We start from the raw sequence: 15,754 nt of genomic DNA, 5'->3' as shown, positions 1-15,754 counted from the left end.
ACTACCTCTCGTCCTGTTCATCCATTTTCTTTATCAGAGCTTCACACAAACTGTCAAGGAATTTGGTACGGTTTATTTTTCGGGCTTTCAACTCCATAAACGTATGATAGAAATCGCCCAAATCTATATTAAAAGCACTTTCAAATGTCTTCGCAATAAGTTTTATCTCTGCATTTCCTCTGTCAAATACACCCTGTGAATGAAGTGCATAAATAAGTTCCGTCAATGCAGTTTTGCTTGCTGTCCAGGTCAAAGGAGATTTTCGATGTACCCGTTTATAGTGTCTATTATTTAATTGATCTTCAAGATAAACCTGTATTAAATCGTTAGCAAGTATTTTAGCAGCTTTGTAATCGGCAACAGTGGAGAAGGAATGGTCTGTTTCAAAATAGATTGTGTCCAAATTTAACTTAATGTCATACTTACCCCGAACAAAAAGCTGATCATCAATAAAGGTATTATTAGTACGATAATACTTATAAAATTCAAGATTATTATCAAAAAACCTTTTGAGTTTTTTCAATTCAGTATGAATGTACTTCTTTGCAGACTTTGTTTCATTTGGTTTTTTACTCTCTATTTTATAAATGGCATTATAATAAATTAGTTTGGAAACAATGACAGGCTTCTGATGTTTGAAAAAGCGAATTTCTTCTTCCGTATTATTAAATCCTCTTTTTTGGATATACTCCTTTAATTTTGATAAACACTTAACTATTTCGTGTATAACAGTTTCTATCTTTTGGATCCGACAATCGGCTTCAATTTCCAATTTGTCGATTTCCATTTCCAATTCGTAAAGCAATTCGTTGTAAAAATTATCCATTCACAAATTATAATTTCCGTATTCATTTTTTCTGCAATAATGTTATCGACCAATACTCATATAATAATTAAGCCTTGATTTTTCGGGTCGCATATCTCACGATCCATTGTGTATTAGGGTTAGGGGATTTACTCCATTCCCGAATTAATGTTGATACTTGTTCCTTGTTAACCTTTAGCCAATCAGTCAGGTGGTTAGCGACAGATTTTTTAACAAATTTCACATCATCTTCTCTCAATAAATCTAAAATCTCGAAAACTGGCTGAGGTGTATCATTAAATGTATCAAGTTTGGAAGCCCAAGGTAATTTTGGCCGCAGTCCCTCACTTGCCAATCTACGTAGATGAAAATCGTGTGATTTTGCCCATTCTGACATCTTAGCCAATACTTCTTTAGGGTACTTTCTTATATATGGTCTAATGGCATATTCACCTGTATTTCTTTTAGTGATTTCTTCAATGGATTTCAGTGATATTTCGAGATCTTCCAAACCAAATTTTTCTACAAACTTTCCGATAGGCATCAACCAATAGTAATACGTAAACATTCCTGTTTCATTTGGATTAGGTTCTCCCAAAATCTGCATCAAAACCGAAAGTGCTTTAGGATAACTTTGTGGTAAATATTTGTACAACAGATCTGCAATAGCATCAATCCGTTGTGTATATGATTTCCCTATAACTGCAAGATCTACATCATTTATAAAATTTTCATTGGGAAATTGTGGAAATACTATACTAATCTTTTCTGCAAGCAATTCTGCCAACTCTTTGCCAAATTTTTCAGTAATACTGAATGTTGTACCCATTTCTATGTGATTAATATTTTGTAATATTTTTCCTCAAAGGAATTTTGCTTTGTGTTTCTACGGTATGATATTTTTTACAATATCAATCCCAATCCTGTTAGGCTCTTAAAAAAAAGTACCTTCCGTAATCAGTAAGCAATTGATGATTACTATGATGTTCATCTACCGATAAATTTTTGGAATGAGAAAAGTTAATATGGATTTTTCTAACTATAATTCCTTTAAAAAATTGGCTCGATTGCTAATTCAATTGCAAAGCCTTTCTGAAACTGTCGTTAAGAAAATATTCTGCAATAACTGCAAGCAAACCAAAAACAAGCGGAAACAAAAAGGATAAACTATCCGGTTTAGATGAGTACATAATAGCAACTGCTCCTCCAAGATAGGTTACTACTAAAAGCAATCCGCAAAAAGAAGTTTTAGGAAAAGCATATAGTGCAGTTGCTATTAATAAAATCGCTCCAATAAACTGTACGCAATTTGGTGGCAAACCAAGTTGAACTGTGGCATCTACTGAACTTTTGCTCTTGATAACTTTCATTATGGCATCAAAAAGAAAAAACAGGCAAATAAGAATTTTAAGAATTTTTCCAATCCAAAGTAGGGTTGTTGTCATATTTTAATTTTTTAAAGAGTTAATAGCTTTTTCAATCCGTTTTTTTCTTGTTTCATCGGTTTTGGCTTCGTTGATTGAAAGCACCATTGCTTTTTTCCGACTTGGCGCAAGTTTCTCAAATGCTGATTTGGCATCCTCGTTATTGTCAAATTCGTCTTGAAGCTCTTTAGGGAGTTCTACTGTTCGTTGTTCGGTGTCCAATTCGAGGATTACTTCTAACGTCTGACCGCCTTGTACATTAGCGTTCGCCCTGTTTTCAGCACTCAAACTAATCATAAATTCGCCATCCATTTTTCCTACTGCACTGCGGTAGGTATAGCCATTTAAAGTTACTTTCACGAGCGGCTTTTTGCCTCCGTTTAGTTGTTCGAGAATACCTTCAGAAACCTGAATACCTGTTGTATTTCCCCTTTGAACAATTGTTGTGTTGTATTTTACTTGCATAATCAGTAATTAATTGATTTATAACAAAATATTTTATGATAATGATTTCATCTTCTTTCCAGATCCACTACGGGTATATCTGATCCATATTTCTGCAATACCTACGTTTAAGATAAAAGCTATCCAAAATGATATCCCGAAAAAAGTATGGAATGGAATAGCGGTAAAGCTAAAGAAAAGTCCGGTCAACGGTCGTATGGTAGCTACTGCCAAGCCTATACTATACGCTCTTATCATCCATTCTCTATGCAATGTGAACTGCTTTCTCCTAATACACCAATAGGCTTTTAGGAGGGCATATAGGAAAAACAAGCCGAAAACTATGGATGCTGATGCTTCCGCCATACCTCCAAAACTTAACTTTATTCCCATTGCTATTCCGGTAATTCCTATTACCAACCCCAAGACGATATATATCCTGCCATTCCATCGATGAACGTGAATAAGGCGATTTCTAATTGGACGTATGAACTGCCAAGCACCCGAAAGCATAAAGAAACATCCCGGCAGGATATGCAGGAACGTTAAAACTGGGTTTTGCACGTATCCGATATCAATGGTGCCGACAGCAGGGATTTCGCCGTAATTTAAGGAATGTGTTACCCTGGCCAATCGTATGCAGGAAGAAACCAATAACGTCACAACCATTATAAAAACGCCTGCCCATAGAATAGTTCTGTAAAATGCTATTCGTTTCATTGTTTCTGATGCTTAATAGGTTTTTTTTTTACTTCTATAACGATGTTCTGAATACAAAGCCTTCGTCTATTCTTATTTTGAAGACTATTTGGTGCTACCCTCAATCAATAATAAGGTTATGCCCTTGCTCTTTCAGCCTGCGAAGACCATCTTGCATCACTTGAATTTCCTCTGCCGAATGAGGTTGCCAAGTTCCCAATTCTCCAATGACTTTAAAAGGTTTCGAAGACCTGTACGACATCGTAGGGTTGCCAGGCATTTTTTTATCCGTAACATTTGGGTCATTTTCAATTTCTCCGGTAGCTTCGACTAAGTAAATCTGCTGCTGCGCATCGCCTAAAGCCAACTCTGCACCCCATATTGCTGCCGTCAATGTAGATGCCACATATACGTGGTTCAATTTTCTGTTTTCCATATAATTGCATTGATGCCCCGGATAAATATGATCGCCGATTTTTAAGTCGGCTTTAGTTCCGTGGAAGAACGTTTGTGCAAATGGATTATGCTTAGGGTTTTCGGGCACTAATTTATTTTCAATATGCTCCATACATTTTTGTTTTGTTTTCAAAATTTCATTCGTTTTCTATGTGCTTATTTAAAAAATATCAAAGCAATAAATCTTTAATTAGACACCGAAATAAATCAGTCCGCTTAATATCAGGAACAATGCCCATTGGCATAGTTTCAGAAATTTTTGAGGCAATTTGCCTGACACCGTTATCACAATAAAGAAAAAGATAGCATACAACAGACAGTAGATGCTCATAATCATTAGGAGAATTGTTCGATGTTGATTTAATAGGTCTGTGAAATTTATCAAAGTAAGTCCGGCAGTAATCATCAGCATATCCACTGAAACAGCGTGGAATGCGCCTCTTGCCATTATCCAGTTTTCAAATTTTTTATGCTCGAAAATGTCCGGTTCAATCAACTTAATATCTTTATCTCCCCAAAATATATGGAAAATGACCGATGCCAGTACTACTACATTCGCTATAATCAAAAGGGTATTCATCTTAATTCTTTTACAAAATCCGCACTTGAAACAATTGGCGATATGTTGCAGTGAATAACGAAACTCACATTGCAAATTAATTACAAAGCGTTTGCAAATCATTGTATAAAACGGACAATGTTGTGAAAGGAAGTTTATTGATAATGGTGTAAGTAAAGGTTGATTACTTCCACAAAAAGAGTTGCATAAAAAAGCCCCTGTTAACGGGGCTTTAGCTACAAATCTCTATTAATTTTTTCAAAAAGCCCAATAAGAAGTCCCTCCACACCACGGATATAACAAAGTCGGTAAATATCCTCATAGTTGACTATTTCATCAACGAGTTCGGCACCGTGTTTTGATAGCCTGGACATAACCTCGTCTATGTCGTCCACTTCAAACATTACTCTCAAATATCCCAACGAATTAACCGGTGCAGTTCTATGGTCTGAAACGGTTTCCGGTATTATAAAACGCGAAAGTTCAAGTCGGCTTTGTCCGTCCGGGGTAACCATCATCGCTATTTCTGCTGATTGGTTTCCAAGCCCTGTTACCCTTCCTGCCCATTTGCCATCAACAATATCCCGTCCTTCAAGTGTCATTCCTAACTCCTTGAAAAATGAAATCGTATCATCAAGATTTTCTACAACGATACCTACGTTGTTCATTTTTAGTAATCCTTTATTTGTCATATCTTTTATCTTCTATTGAGGTGCTGAATATTTTACGATGTCTATACCAATGCCATTTGGGTCTTTAATTGCAAAATGCCTGTCGCCCCACGGTTCGTTACGTATGTCTATTTCGATTTTGACACCTTTCTGCTTTAATTCTTGATAGATCTTATCCACATCATCCACTTCAATGGTAAGATACATTCCCTGCCCCTGAAAGGGCTTTTGAAAGAATGGTTGCTGGCTTGGGTGGTTGGGCAATAGAAAGCTTATTTCCGCTTCTTTGCCGGGCGTGTGCAATAATATGTAAAACTCGTTTTCAAAGCTTACACCAAAACCCAATGTTTTAAGATAAAAGGCTTTTGTTTCTTCCAATTTTTCTGTTAGGATACCAGCGTTCAATTTCATTTTGATTTCTTTTTTAGTGGTTGAATTTGTTTGTGAATAGACATTTGCAGTTATGCAGAATGCCATAATGATTAAAACTACTTTTCTCATTGTTATTGAATTTATTCGATCGTTCAAAGTTGGCAGAAGAAAACCTTTTGGGATAGTAAAAAACGGACAAAATTTACTGTTTGACGGTTTTTTACTTTATAAGGGTATGGGTTATAATTTTTCATTCGCTAAAATTTCATCCAATAAAAGCCTATTGAACTTTTCAGCTTCTACAAATGGTGCGTAATGCCCGGAATTTTCAAACCAAATGAATGTTTTAGATGGTGCTTTTAGTTTCTTGTAAAACTTAAATGCAAGCTTAGATGGCGCATTGTAGTCGCACCTACCTGCAATAAAATAAACCGGAACTTTTAACTCCTTTGCCGTTCTAAACAAGTCAACTTTCATCACTTCTGCCCACATAGCTTCCATCGTGAATGATTGCCCTTTCGCAATCAGGCTATCGTTGTAATGTTGTTTGGCAAACGTGTCCATATTCTTATAGAGCTGTCCTACGCTTGTGCCTTTGCAAAAATCGCCGTGGAAGTGCCTAAGCCATTTCCGTGATAAATAAAGGTCTTGCAGGTCATTTTTCGTTTGCGAGGGGTAACGCTTTTGGAGTTCCTGCAATTGTGATAAAGCTGTGATATCTTTCTGTAATTTTGCCTGCTGGATTGAATAGCTAAGCGAAGTCTTTTCGTTCAGATACAAGTTTGTGACCTGACCAACACCTATATACGCATAAAACAATGATGGGTGTTTTTTGACAAGATTGACACCTGTGATAGTACCTGCAGAGTAGCCCACAAGAAAGATCTTATCTTTTTTGAACCGTTCTTTCAATATATTGATCAAACTCAAAGCATCTCTTTCAAGTTGGTCAAATGTCATACTTTCAGGAGCAACCGCATCATTGTAGGATAACCCTGTTCCTCTTTGATCGTATGTGACGACAGTGTAACGTCGCTCTAAATCCTTGTTATGGGTTTGCCAAAAATAAAAATCTGAAAAGCCGGGGCCACCGTGCAGGATGAGTAAGACCGGATTTTTGACGTTATTGCTTTTGATGAATACACCATGTTCCACACCATTCAGTACGATACGATTGTATTCGTTGACCGAATTGGCCTGCGCATTACAAATTTGCCAACTGAAAGGTAATGTCATCAGCGCTATCAGGAATTTTTGGACCATAATATTACCTATAAGATTTCAGTTGATCCTTATGACGCAAAATGTGGAATACGGAAAAATTTAACCACTCGTATATGCTCATAAACCCAAATGGCGGCATATCAGTTATTCCGCATTTATCTTCAAAATCCAATGTTGCGATGCAATCATTTATTTCTGCCTGCAAGTTTAGCAGTAACTCACGATGTTCATTCATATCGTATTGCTTTGTGGCAGGAATTAAAAAATCAGGAGCTTGATACTTAACATCATTGTTAGACATAAAATCCCGTATCGCCTGAACATTATAATCAAAAGGAATATCCGAAGTGTAAGGTACTTCCGTTAAGAATTGCTTCATCCCTGTATTGCCCATAATAATATGCTCAACAATTTGAGCTGGGTTCCAATTTCCTGATGTTTCAGCATTGTATTTTTCGGCGGGAATTGTTGCTATAATCGAAACAAGCTCGTTGAAAACCGCATTGCTAACTAACGTCAATCCATCTTTTTCAGATAGATATTTAAGTGTTTGGCTACTGTTTTTCCAAAACTCCACGGTATCGTCATAATGAACTTGGTCCCTAAACCCGACTTGTTTAATCGTAAACTCGCAGCTATGTTCATCTAACTGTTTTACCGTGTACGAAATGTCGCAATATTCTTCTGGAACGTCTTCAGCTTTCCAAAAAGAACTCCAGTAAGTAAACTTCAGAAAGCTATTCTCAATGTGTTCTCTAATTATGCCCTTATCTACGTACTCAACATCCTCCCAAGTCCCTGTAAATTGAATTATCGAGCCTGTTTGCCACGTCGTAGAAAGTGCAGCACCCCACGATATTTGATAAAATTCATCTGATAAAACGGTTTTCCAAACCGTTTCCTTTGAGGCATATATTTTTATGCTTTGTGAAAATTTTATTTTCTTGTTCATTGTATAAAATCTGATAAGGTTATATTTATTTCTATTTTTCTGCATAGTAGATGGTTGAAGCTCCAAAGAATTGCGGGTATAAGCTCACGCTTTTGAAACCTGCATTTTGAATGATTGTTTTTAACTCCGAGCCGTATGGAAAATTGATTGCCGATTTAGATAAATATTGATAGGCATATTTATCTTTTGAAACAATCTTTGCAATACATGGCATTAGTATCCTTGTGTATAGTAGATAAAAAGCTCGTAGAAAACGGTTGGTAGGTTGCGATGTTTCAAGAATAACAATTATGCCATTCTTATTCAACACCCTGTGTATTTCTGATAATCCATTTGACAGATTTTCAAAGTTCCTGATACCATATATTACTGATGCAACGTCGAATGTACTATCCTTAAAGCTTAAATTCTCCGCATTGCTGAGTTCTGTTGTAATTCTCTTTTGCAGATTTTCTTTCATTATTTTTTTGTTGGCTACTTCTAGCATACCTTTTGAAATGTCAACACTAACAATGCTTTTTGCATTTGTTTTTGAAAATAGAATTGCCATATCCCCCGTACCCGTTGCAACATCAATAATGTTTTCCGGATTGCTCTTCTTCACAAGCTCTAAAACATTGTTCCGCCATTTTCTATCCATTCCAAATGTTATCAGTCGGTTCAGAAAATCGTAATTTTTAGAAATGTCGTTGAACATTTTTTCAACCTGTGCCGATTTGCCCTTGTTGGAGGTTTTGTACGGTACTATAACCTGTTTGTTCATTGTTTTTTTATAAATAGTTTGTAAGCTTTAATTTTACCGGTTTGCTCAATTCTACATATTTAAGAATACATCAGCCCTTAAAAGCTTATCTAATTTTTAATATTTGTTTGAAACGATTTTCTAAATGAAATAATAGTTGTTGCCGAAATAATCAAGCTTAAAACATACACTTGAATTTCTGGTACTGCAATGCACAAGAAGAAAATAAATAATGCAGTTGCAACATTACATAGATTGGCAATCCTCTGGATCATTTTTAATGTGCTGTTGGAATTAATGTAATTGATTGAAAAAATCAATAGCATTGAAAGCCCACCGGAATGATACCACATCAGTTCTTCATCAAATTGAAACGTATCAAAAAATGGATAAACGAAATGCAGAACAGCAAAGGCAAACAATAGCCAATTGCATATTTTATATAATTTGATCATTATTGAAATATTTAAACCTTATTAATAAAAAACCTGTTGCATAAAGCAAGAATGGAATGGCCATGCTGATAGTAAAAGCAGCGATCATATATCGGTTCCCAATCCATATTAAATAGCCATTGGAAAATATGGTCAATAACAATATAAAACGATTGCTCACCAATGTCTTGAATTGTTTTACCGAAAAGTATAAATTAATAGCGCCGATGAAAATTAGTCCAAGACTAAACATGGCATTAAAGCCTATCCACAGGTTCCAGAAGTTTCCGGTTTTATCCATTTTTATATGAGTTGATTGCAGGGCATCCAGTAGGCTCGCATCTTCAGGATGAAGATCCGTTGAGTAAAATGTGCCGTGTAAATGCAGCAAGCCAAAAAACAGTAAAACTGCTGAAGCGGTTATTAGGATTATTCTAGCCAAATTATTTTTCATATCAAAATATTCAATTTGTTACGGAATTAATTTCCTTTCAATTCTTACTGTTTTCAATGCGTTGGGGCACTTTTAAATGAAACAACAAGCCTGTTCCAGGCATTGATGGTAATGACAACCATAACGATTTGTACCGTCTGCTTTTGCCCAAAAAATAATTCTGTTTTGCGATACAAATCATCACTCAAGCCTTTTTCGTTTATCAAGGTTATTTCTTCGGTAACTGCAAGTAACAATTGTTCTTCTTCTGAAAAGGAATTGGTATTATTTCTCCAATTACTAATCAAATCAATGCGCTCTGGCATTTCTCCAAATTCTAAGGCGTGTCTGGAGTGCATATCTATACAGTAGGTACAGCCGTTAATTTGCGAGGCCCGGATTTTTATCAAATATTGATTAGTTTTTGAAACCGAAACGGTATCTAAGTATTGTTCCAACTTCAACAAAACATTAATTGCGGATGGCTCAATGTTCTCAATTATTAATCTTTGTGACATAATGCTCATTTTTCCATGTACAAAAAACAAACAATTGAAGTTTCTGGCATAGTAAAAAACGGACAAAATACCGGAGAGGATTAATCAATAGCTATTAATTATATTAGTATTACTAAAATTCTAATTAGCGTTTTAGATTTTTTTGGTTATTAGGTTTTGTTGGCATTTTGTGACTTCCCGCTACTAAATTTTTATCCTTCTAATACTTCACATCGATGCCCCATTTTATGCAATTGCTCTGAAATTTCGAGGTTGCTGAAATTAAAACCGCATACCCTAAGAATTTTATCGCAGTCTTCCAGATCAAAATTTACTTCTAAATCAGGATATTTTGACAATATCACTTCAATTATGCTTTTTGCCTCGGTTGCTTCAATCACATTTGTTCTAAAAATTTCAATCATTAATTTTAAAGCTTCAATAGATGTTTTTTTATCGCAATTTTAATTACCAATTCGCTTCTCTGTGGTTTATACTCAACCAACTCAATTAAAATTCTATTTTCGACACAAATCTGTAAGAAAAAATAATTATACAATAGTACAAAACGGACACATTGGAGTTCGGATGAAATTAAGTATAAGAAAGACCTGTTTTCGAGATTTCTCAAAACTTACCTAGCACTAAGAAATAAACTTATCTCAGTTTAGTTTTTGCAAATAATTTAATTGTTTAGTGCAGGAATACAGCAAATTTAGGCTGTGGCTGTCCCTATCAATAAATCTATACAAGTTTACAACCTACAATCGCTTTACTAGAATAATGTCCATTGAATGACACTATATCAACCTAATAATTCTCAAATGCTTTGCCGGGAGTAACACCGTAAAAGCTCTTGAACTCTTTTATAAAGTGCGATTGATCATAATAACCCGCATCGAAAAAAAGCTTGTTTTTCCGAAGGCTCTGGGTGGATGGTTTAGCGTTGAGGATATTCTGAAAACGAACTACTTTACTGAATGTTTTGGCAGTATCGCCTACATAAAATTCAAAAAGTCTTCTTAATTGTCTTGCACTGATCCCAGTGTTCAGTCCATTTTGGACATCAAGGGTTCCACAGTTCTTTAATATGATATCAATAGCTTCATATAATCGATTATCACCGTCAAAGGTTACTTTGGAAAAAAGTTTGACGAAGTAGCTATCGAGAATGGCAACAACTTCGTCTATGTTTTGATTTTCATTAATATTGTGCGCAATAAACCGGGATATATAAGGAATTATCAACTGGAGTTCTACAAGCCTGTTGCTCACTTCCAAAGCATTTAATCGGAATATTTGGGGAAACATTGTAGGCAGAAAGCGGATACCAATCTTATTGAAGCTACCGATTAGAGGAAACTCATTGTACGTGTTGCAAAAGCCCATTACATAGCTGTCTTCAGGATCGTCAAGGCTGAAAACAATATCTATGCAACCATCAGCAACCACACGATAACTGTATTCAGAAAAAAGAGGTTTTGTTGTTCTAAGCTGCCAATAACAATAGATGTAAGGTTGTAAACTTATATGGGGCAGAAATTCGTTGTACATCACATCTCCATCCGATTGCTTTACAGCCGGCTGAATGGGTTTATAAAGTTTTCTTATTTCTGCTGCAATCTTCAATTTACATCTTGAGCTATTAACGAGTTGTAAATTTACGCAAAAAATTTAATTGGGTAATGAATTAATCCTTAGTAGCAAATAATAGAATTGTTATAAATAGAATTTATTAATCAGTCTGCCTTATGCGATCTTTACTTCTCGTCTTGCTCGTCCATTTTCTTTACCAGTGCTTCACATAGGCTGTTAAGAAATTTCGTTCGGTTTATCTTACGGGCTTCCAATTCCATAAACGTGTGGTAAAAATCGCCTAACTCAATATTAAAAGCATCTTCAAAAGTTTTGGCAATCAATTTTATGTCTGTATTCCCATTGTTAAATACACCGTGGGCGTACAATGCATAAATAAGCTCTATGAGTGCTGTTTTGCTTCCTGTCCAATTGAGTGAAGAATTGTCAGAAATCTTGGTATGATTACTATTTAACTGGTCTTCAAGATAAACTTGTATGAGATCATTGGCAATTATTTTAGCAACTTTATAATCGTGTGAAGTAGAAAAACGGTGGTCTGCTTCAAAATAAAAGGTGTCCAGCCACAATCTTATATCGTGTTTTCCCCGCACAAAAAATTTATCGTCAAGAAAGGAGTTATTACTCCGGTAATATTTGTAGAAATCAATATTGTTATCGAAAAACTTTTTGAGTTTAATTAATTCTTTGTTCAGGAATTTTTTTATTTGCTTATCTCCATAGGGCTTCTTTGCTTCTATCTTATAGACAGAATTATAGTATATCAATTTGGCAACAATGATTGGTTTTTGATATTTGAAAAAATGGATTTCATCATCCGTATTCTTAAATCCTTTTGCTAAGACAAACTGTTTTAATTCTAATAAACTTTTTATAATTAAGTCAATAACTGTTTCTATACGCTGTATTGAGTAGTCTGTCTCAATCTCCAAATCTTGGATTGCCGTTTCAAGTTTACACAGTATTTCATTATAAAATTTAGTCATTTTAAAATCTTGAAGTCTTAATTATTAAGTGGAAAAGTCAGTACTTTTTCCATTTAGTCATTAAGTAGTTTTTTTAATCTGATCATATTGTACTGTTGCAATAATATTGGACAGAAATTATACAATATGTTGGCAATTAATATTAATATACCGAATTTAATATGACCGCTGACGAAACAATATAATGTAGTAAGAAGAAAAAAGGTGAGGCAGATCCAATGATATCTTTCATACATGGCAATGGTTTTCAGGTAAGTTTTTAATTGACCTTTTCGCTTTGTGAAAACATTTCCTCCTGCATTATCTATCGAATTGATGACATCCCCGTTTTGAACAAATTTACGGATGAATTTCACACCAAGTCTTTCATAAAAATTTTTATAAGGGCTTAATGTTAGTGCGTCCAATATTTTCGGAGGTAATGCACCAATTAAAAGCGCAACTCCCAGAAATAAGTAAAAGTATATGTTATTAATACCTTCATCGAACCAAAACCAGAAAATGGGTGCAATACAAAGTATTGACCAGAAAAAATTAATAACCTGATTGAAAATTTCACGTTTCTGTATCGTCATAGGTAAGCTATTTTACCCTGGCTGGGCTGTCTCTCTTATTTCCACACTCGTGTTTTGTCCATTCAGTATCGGGCATTTCTGAGCTATTTTTGTTGCACCTTCCATGCTATCAGCTAATATAATTATGTATCCTGCCACAGATATATCATCCGCAGTAAAGGGTTTCTCGATAATTTCGCTATTAGGCTTTAATACTCGACCTTCTCGTGAGAAATGGTTTCCGCCATCGGCAAGTTGACCATTTTCCTCAATTTCATTAATCCACGCCATCCACTGTTGCATGTATATATCCATCTGCTCTTTAGTAGGTTGAGCTTGCTGATTGGTGATGTCCATTCTGAACAGTAATACAAATTCTTTCATTTTATTAAACTTTTAATGATGTTGTTTTTCTTTTAAGCCATTTGGTCAACACAATTCCCATGAATGTCATTTTCATTAACCAGTCGCCAGCATGGACAGCACCTAACTGCCATTGCATGTGATCCCATAAAACTGCTCCCGCCATTCCAACAGCATGGAAGGAAATCCACAATAGAAAAACCAGCTTTAAGGTGTCCTTATATTGTGATAAATTCAATAGCAGAGTTAATTTCGCCAGCACATATGAAACAATCAATTCTCTTAAGGGAGCAAACGCCATCGTCCATCTGGGTATTTCGGGGTTTGGTGGGTTTCGGTATGTCTCCCATATTTCGCCGAAAACCATCGGGCTGTACCAAATTCCACTGAGAACAAATGCTATCAATCCCGTTGCGATTATCGTCCAATAATTGTGTTGTGTAAGTTTTTCCATTGCATTGCGTTTTGTAAATGCAAAAATGCTTAGTCTCACACATATTGCTATTGACATAGGTCAAAATCGTTCTATTTTGATTTAAGCCTACTTAAAGTTTCTTCCCGGATATCCAGATAAGACGCCAATATCTTGTTGGATACCTGTTGAACTAAAGCAGGATTTTCATTCAAAATAATTTCATATCGTTGCTTCGCTGTTAGGGTTACCCTTTGCTCAATTTTCCTGTTTTGAAACGAATAAGCCATTTCCAAAATTCGCTGATAAAAATTTCTCCAATTATCCATTTGGCTATTCAGACGATAAAAATCCGCATGACTGATTGCTAAAAGCTCGGTATCTTCAAGAGCTTCTATCATTTCTACGGAGGGCTTTTGAGAAATGAAACTTGTTAAAGCTGTTCCAATATGATTATCGAGCATAATGTATCTTGTCTTTTCATGCCCGTTTTTATCTACAAAAAATATACGGACACAACCGGTTTTCACAAAGTAAAATTCTTTACAAATACTTCCCTCATGCAATAAAACATCATTTTTGCTGACGGATTTTCGCTTAAAAGAACTTAATATTCTAACCAGCTCGTTTTCGTCAAAGTCGGAAAACATTTTGAGCACTGATTGTAACTTCTCTGACATTTCTCTTTGTTATAAGATGGTTAACATGAAGGATGTCATTGGCCATTTGTAGCGCTTTTCGTTGTCGGTTCATAGTAAAGCATTACGGCTCCATTGCCGAATATTTTTGTTTTATTGAGCTTAAAAACAGTTCTGTCTATGTCTTCAAACAACGGCAAACCGCCTCCTGCCACCATAGGGTGAATACAGAGCTGGTATTGGTCAATCAAATCAAGTTTCATCAGTTGTAAAATCAGGCTTCGGCTACCAATAAGGATGTCGTTCCCCGGTTGCTGTTTAAGCTCTAATATCACTTTTTCTATATTCTGATCTGCCAACCTTGCACTTTTCCAGTTTACGCTTTCGAGGGTTCGGGAAAAAACAATTTTTGGGATATTATCTATAACCGCGGCAAAGTCGTCCATTGATTTTTCGCCGGAGGGTTTTTCAACTAAAGTCCGCCAAAATTCCATAAGCTGATACGTTACCCTCCCAAACAGAATAGCATCCGCATGGCGCAGTAAATCTGTGTAATGTTGATGTATTTCATCATCAGGAATTCCTGCGGTATGGTCGCAAACCGCGTCTAGTGTGGTGTTGATTGCTGCAATTACTTTTCTCATCGTATTTTATTTACATGTTTTTCATTTTTTTTGCTGTGTTTCACTTTCGAAATCAGATTTCTTTTCTTAAAATGGCAAATCCCAAAGAACCGATGAGTTATCGTTTTATTGCTTCCGACAGAGAGCCAACGAAATTGATCTGTCGGCCTTTGTTGCTTTCGTAAATGAAGTCCGTTAAACTTTGGGTTTCACATTTTGAAAAATCACCTATAATGATTAAAGGCATTCGGTACTGAGCAAATTTTTGGAGTATCTCACCTGCAATTTTGGTTTTTAAATCAAAAAAATCGGGCGTAATGTTTTTTTCATGAATAAGAATCTTATCAAATCCCTGATAGTATAGATCGCCCAATAGATCCAATCCGTCTTCGACAGATCTTAAAATAATTTCGTCAGAAATAATTTCAGCTATTTTTAAACTGTTGGTATGGTGTGTTTCAATTGTCATTGTCAGATCAATTTTTTAAATGGTTCGTATCTGTACCGCTTACTAAGCTATTCGATTAACTCAACAATTTGATCCTCAGAAAATTTGAATATGGATCTTCCGCTTAAATCAATTTGCTCGCCTTTTTTTAATCCGTTGGGAAGATCAGAAGCTAAAGTTGCAATGTAATCTATTTCAATTTCGGTGGTATCGCCCTTATGCTTGAAAGATTTTATGGTTTGCAGCCGGCTTTCAAAATAGGATTTTGCCTGGTCAGCTTGTTTTCTAAACGCTTCAATCCCGTTTAACACCATCGTAACCTCATCATTATTGATGTTTTTAAAAATGATAGCTTCGTTAAAATCCCGGACCATCTTGTCAATGTCGAATGCATTATAGCCGTCAACATAATTTTTTATAAT

At 35.5% G+C, this 15,754-nt stretch carries 24 protein-coding genes; all 24 read right to left on the bottom strand.

The features are described 5' to 3' along the window. Nucleotide 1: 1 nt before the first annotated feature. Nucleotides 2-826, bottom strand: a complete 825-nt coding sequence (locus tag FOL89_RS06425; protein ID WP_144282004.1) for an RteC domain-containing protein — start codon at nt 824-826, stop codon at nt 2-4. 67 nt (nt 827-893) lie between these two features. Continuing rightward, a complete protein-coding gene (locus tag FOL89_RS06420) occupies nt 894-1,634 on the bottom strand; it encodes a DNA alkylation repair protein (RefSeq protein ID WP_144282003.1) in 741 nt (246 codons plus the stop codon). 241 nt (nt 1,635-1,875) lie between these two features. After that, nucleotides 1,876-2,250, bottom strand: coding sequence for a DoxX family protein (locus tag FOL89_RS06415; RefSeq protein ID WP_144282002.1), 375 nt, complete (start codon nt 2,248-2,250; stop codon nt 1,876-1,878). A gap of 3 nt (nt 2,251-2,253) precedes the next feature. Next, a complete protein-coding gene (locus FOL89_RS06410) occupies nt 2,254-2,694 on the bottom strand; it encodes a YdeI/OmpD-associated family protein (RefSeq protein WP_144282001.1) in 441 nt (146 codons plus the stop codon). 33 nt (nt 2,695-2,727) lie between these two features. After that, nucleotides 2,728-3,393, bottom strand: coding sequence for a DUF2306 domain-containing protein (locus FOL89_RS06405; protein ID WP_144282000.1), 666 nt, complete (start codon nt 3,391-3,393; stop codon nt 2,728-2,730). A 100-nt stretch (nt 3,394-3,493) separates the two neighbouring features. Next, the gene (arr, locus tag FOL89_RS06400) at nt 3,494-3,916 is read right to left on the bottom strand and encodes an NAD(+)--rifampin ADP-ribosyltransferase (RefSeq protein ID WP_228444868.1); all 423 of its coding nucleotides are present in this window, start codon (nt 3,914-3,916) and stop codon (nt 3,494-3,496) included. 102 nt (nt 3,917-4,018) lie between these two features. Then, nucleotides 4,019-4,408, bottom strand: a complete 390-nt coding sequence (locus tag FOL89_RS06395) for a hypothetical protein (protein WP_144281999.1) — start codon at nt 4,406-4,408, stop codon at nt 4,019-4,021. A gap of 215 nt (nt 4,409-4,623) precedes the next feature. Next, on the bottom strand, nt 4,624-5,079 hold the full coding sequence (locus FOL89_RS06390; protein WP_144281998.1) for a VOC family protein: 456 nt from the start codon (nt 5,077-5,079) through the stop codon (nt 4,624-4,626). A 12-nt stretch (nt 5,080-5,091) separates the two neighbouring features. After that, nucleotides 5,092-5,469: a VOC family protein gene (locus FOL89_RS06385; protein ID WP_080780697.1), complete on the bottom strand. Its 378-nt coding sequence runs from the start codon at nt 5,467-5,469 to the stop codon at nt 5,092-5,094. A gap of 201 nt (nt 5,470-5,670) precedes the next feature. Continuing rightward, entirely contained in the window at nt 5,671-6,693 is a 1,023-nt protein-coding gene (locus tag FOL89_RS06380) for an alpha/beta fold hydrolase (protein ID WP_144281997.1), read from the bottom strand. Between the two features lie 4 nt (nt 6,694-6,697). Then, nucleotides 6,698-7,606, bottom strand: a complete 909-nt coding sequence (locus FOL89_RS06375) for a DinB family protein (RefSeq protein WP_185146930.1) — start codon at nt 7,604-7,606, stop codon at nt 6,698-6,700. Between the two features lie 31 nt (nt 7,607-7,637). Next, entirely contained in the window at nt 7,638-8,369 is a 732-nt protein-coding gene (gene ubiE, locus FOL89_RS06370; protein ID WP_144281995.1) for a bifunctional demethylmenaquinone methyltransferase/2-methoxy-6-polyprenyl-1,4-benzoquinol methylase UbiE, read from the bottom strand. Between the two features lie 417 nt (nt 8,370-8,786). After that, entirely contained in the window at nt 8,787-9,236 is a 450-nt protein-coding gene (locus FOL89_RS06365) for an LIC_13387 family protein (RefSeq protein WP_065719276.1), read from the bottom strand. Between the two features lie 53 nt (nt 9,237-9,289). Beyond that, nucleotides 9,290-9,733, bottom strand: coding sequence for a carboxymuconolactone decarboxylase family protein (locus FOL89_RS06360; RefSeq protein ID WP_065719275.1), 444 nt, complete (start codon nt 9,731-9,733; stop codon nt 9,290-9,292). Nucleotides 9,734-9,924: 191 nt separating this feature from the next. Next, on the bottom strand, nt 9,925-10,137 hold the full coding sequence (locus FOL89_RS06355; RefSeq protein ID WP_144281994.1) for a hypothetical protein: 213 nt from the start codon (nt 10,135-10,137) through the stop codon (nt 9,925-9,927). A 385-nt stretch (nt 10,138-10,522) separates the two neighbouring features. Continuing rightward, the gene (locus tag FOL89_RS06350) at nt 10,523-11,341 is read right to left on the bottom strand and encodes an AraC family transcriptional regulator (RefSeq protein ID WP_228444867.1); all 819 of its coding nucleotides are present in this window, start codon (nt 11,339-11,341) and stop codon (nt 10,523-10,525) included. 131 nt (nt 11,342-11,472) lie between these two features. Next, on the bottom strand, nt 11,473-12,294 hold the full coding sequence (locus FOL89_RS06345; protein ID WP_080779269.1) for an RteC domain-containing protein: 822 nt from the start codon (nt 12,292-12,294) through the stop codon (nt 11,473-11,475). 53 nt (nt 12,295-12,347) lie between these two features. Then, on the bottom strand, nt 12,348-12,869 hold the full coding sequence (locus FOL89_RS06340) for a glycosyl-4,4'-diaponeurosporenoate acyltransferase CrtO family protein (RefSeq protein ID WP_144281993.1): 522 nt from the start codon (nt 12,867-12,869) through the stop codon (nt 12,348-12,350). 12 nt (nt 12,870-12,881) lie between these two features. Beyond that, on the bottom strand, nt 12,882-13,232 hold the full coding sequence (locus FOL89_RS06335; RefSeq protein WP_144281992.1) for a YciI family protein: 351 nt from the start codon (nt 13,230-13,232) through the stop codon (nt 12,882-12,884). Nucleotides 13,233-13,236: 4 nt separating this feature from the next. Further along, nucleotides 13,237-13,665 carry a DUF1761 domain-containing protein gene (locus FOL89_RS06330; RefSeq protein WP_185146929.1) on the bottom strand — a complete coding sequence of 143 codons (429 nt, stop codon included), beginning with the start codon at nt 13,663-13,665 and terminating at the stop codon, nt 13,237-13,239. 71 nt (nt 13,666-13,736) lie between these two features. Further along, nucleotides 13,737-14,303, bottom strand: a complete 567-nt coding sequence (locus FOL89_RS06325; protein ID WP_099365238.1) for a Crp/Fnr family transcriptional regulator — start codon at nt 14,301-14,303, stop codon at nt 13,737-13,739. 35 nt (nt 14,304-14,338) lie between these two features. Then, entirely contained in the window at nt 14,339-14,905 is a 567-nt protein-coding gene (locus FOL89_RS06320) for a dihydrofolate reductase family protein (RefSeq protein ID WP_144281990.1), read from the bottom strand. A gap of 97 nt (nt 14,906-15,002) precedes the next feature. Next, nucleotides 15,003-15,353, bottom strand: a complete 351-nt coding sequence (locus FOL89_RS06315; protein WP_144281989.1) for a DUF4180 domain-containing protein — start codon at nt 15,351-15,353, stop codon at nt 15,003-15,005. Nucleotides 15,354-15,400: 47 nt separating this feature from the next. Beyond that, complete coding sequence (locus FOL89_RS06310; RefSeq protein ID WP_394344713.1) at nt 15,401-15,751, bottom strand: nuclear transport factor 2 family protein; 351 nt, start codon at nt 15,749-15,751, stop codon at nt 15,401-15,403. Between the last annotated feature and the right edge of the window lie 3 nt (nt 15,752-15,754).

The organism is Chryseobacterium echinoideorum (assembly GCF_007474535.1).
GTDB lineage: Bacteria > Bacteroidota > Bacteroidia > Flavobacteriales > Weeksellaceae > Chryseobacterium > Chryseobacterium echinoideorum.
The sequence above is the reverse complement of the archived record's forward strand: the minus strand, read 5'-3'. Positions and strand labels throughout refer to the sequence as shown.

Excerpts from the sequence above, each read along its gene's own strand:
- FOL89_RS06425 (WP_144282004.1), bottom strand. The coding sequence starts at position 826 with ATGGATAATTTTTACAACGAATTGCTTTACGAATTGGAAATGGAAATC.
- FOL89_RS06420 (WP_144282003.1), bottom strand. The coding sequence starts at position 1,634 with ATGGGTACAACATTCAGTATTACTGAAAAATTTGGCAAAGAGTTGGCA.
- FOL89_RS06415 (WP_144282002.1), bottom strand. The coding sequence starts at position 2,250 with ATGACAACAACCCTACTTTGGATTGGAAAAATTCTTAAAATTCTTATT.
- FOL89_RS06410 (WP_144282001.1), bottom strand. The coding sequence starts at position 2,694 with ATGCAAGTAAAATACAACACAACAATTGTTCAAAGGGGAAATACAACA.
- FOL89_RS06405 (WP_144282000.1), bottom strand. The coding sequence starts at position 3,393 with ATGAAACGAATAGCATTTTACAGAACTATTCTATGGGCAGGCGTTTTT.
- FOL89_RS06395 (WP_144281999.1), bottom strand. The coding sequence starts at position 4,408 with ATGAATACCCTTTTGATTATAGCGAATGTAGTAGTACTGGCATCGGTC.
- FOL89_RS06390 (WP_144281998.1), bottom strand. The coding sequence starts at position 5,079 with ATGACAAATAAAGGATTACTAAAAATGAACAACGTAGGTATCGTTGTA.
- FOL89_RS06385 (WP_080780697.1), bottom strand. The coding sequence starts at position 5,469 with ATGAAATTGAACGCTGGTATCCTAACAGAAAAATTGGAAGAAACAAAA.
- FOL89_RS06380 (WP_144281997.1), bottom strand. The coding sequence starts at position 6,693 with ATGGTCCAAAAATTCCTGATAGCGCTGATGACATTACCTTTCAGTTGG.
- FOL89_RS06375 (WP_185146930.1), bottom strand. The coding sequence starts at position 7,606 with ATGAACAAGAAAATAAAATTTTCACAAAGCATAAAAATATATGCCTCA.
- ubiE (WP_144281995.1), bottom strand. The coding sequence starts at position 8,369 with ATGAACAAACAGGTTATAGTACCGTACAAAACCTCCAACAAGGGCAAA.
- FOL89_RS06365 (WP_065719276.1), bottom strand. The coding sequence starts at position 9,236 with ATGAAAAATAATTTGGCTAGAATAATCCTAATAACCGCTTCAGCAGTT.
- FOL89_RS06360 (WP_065719275.1), bottom strand. The coding sequence starts at position 9,733 with ATGTCACAAAGATTAATAATTGAGAACATTGAGCCATCCGCAATTAAT.
- FOL89_RS06355 (WP_144281994.1), bottom strand. The coding sequence starts at position 10,137 with ATGATTGAAATTTTTAGAACAAATGTGATTGAAGCAACCGAGGCAAAA.
- FOL89_RS06345 (WP_080779269.1), bottom strand. The coding sequence starts at position 12,294 with ATGACTAAATTTTATAATGAAATACTGTGTAAACTTGAAACGGCAATC.
- FOL89_RS06340 (WP_144281993.1), bottom strand. The coding sequence starts at position 12,869 with ATGACGATACAGAAACGTGAAATTTTCAATCAGGTTATTAATTTTTTC.
- FOL89_RS06335 (WP_144281992.1), bottom strand. The coding sequence starts at position 13,232 with ATGAAAGAATTTGTATTACTGTTCAGAATGGACATCACCAATCAGCAA.
- FOL89_RS06330 (WP_185146929.1), bottom strand. The coding sequence starts at position 13,665 with ATGGAAAAACTTACACAACACAATTATTGGACGATAATCGCAACGGGA.
- FOL89_RS06325 (WP_099365238.1), bottom strand. The coding sequence starts at position 14,303 with ATGTCAGAGAAGTTACAATCAGTGCTCAAAATGTTTTCCGACTTTGAC.
- FOL89_RS06320 (WP_144281990.1), bottom strand. The coding sequence starts at position 14,905 with ATGAGAAAAGTAATTGCAGCAATCAACACCACACTAGACGCGGTTTGC.
- FOL89_RS06315 (WP_144281989.1), bottom strand. The coding sequence starts at position 15,353 with ATGACAATTGAAACACACCATACCAACAGTTTAAAAATAGCTGAAATT.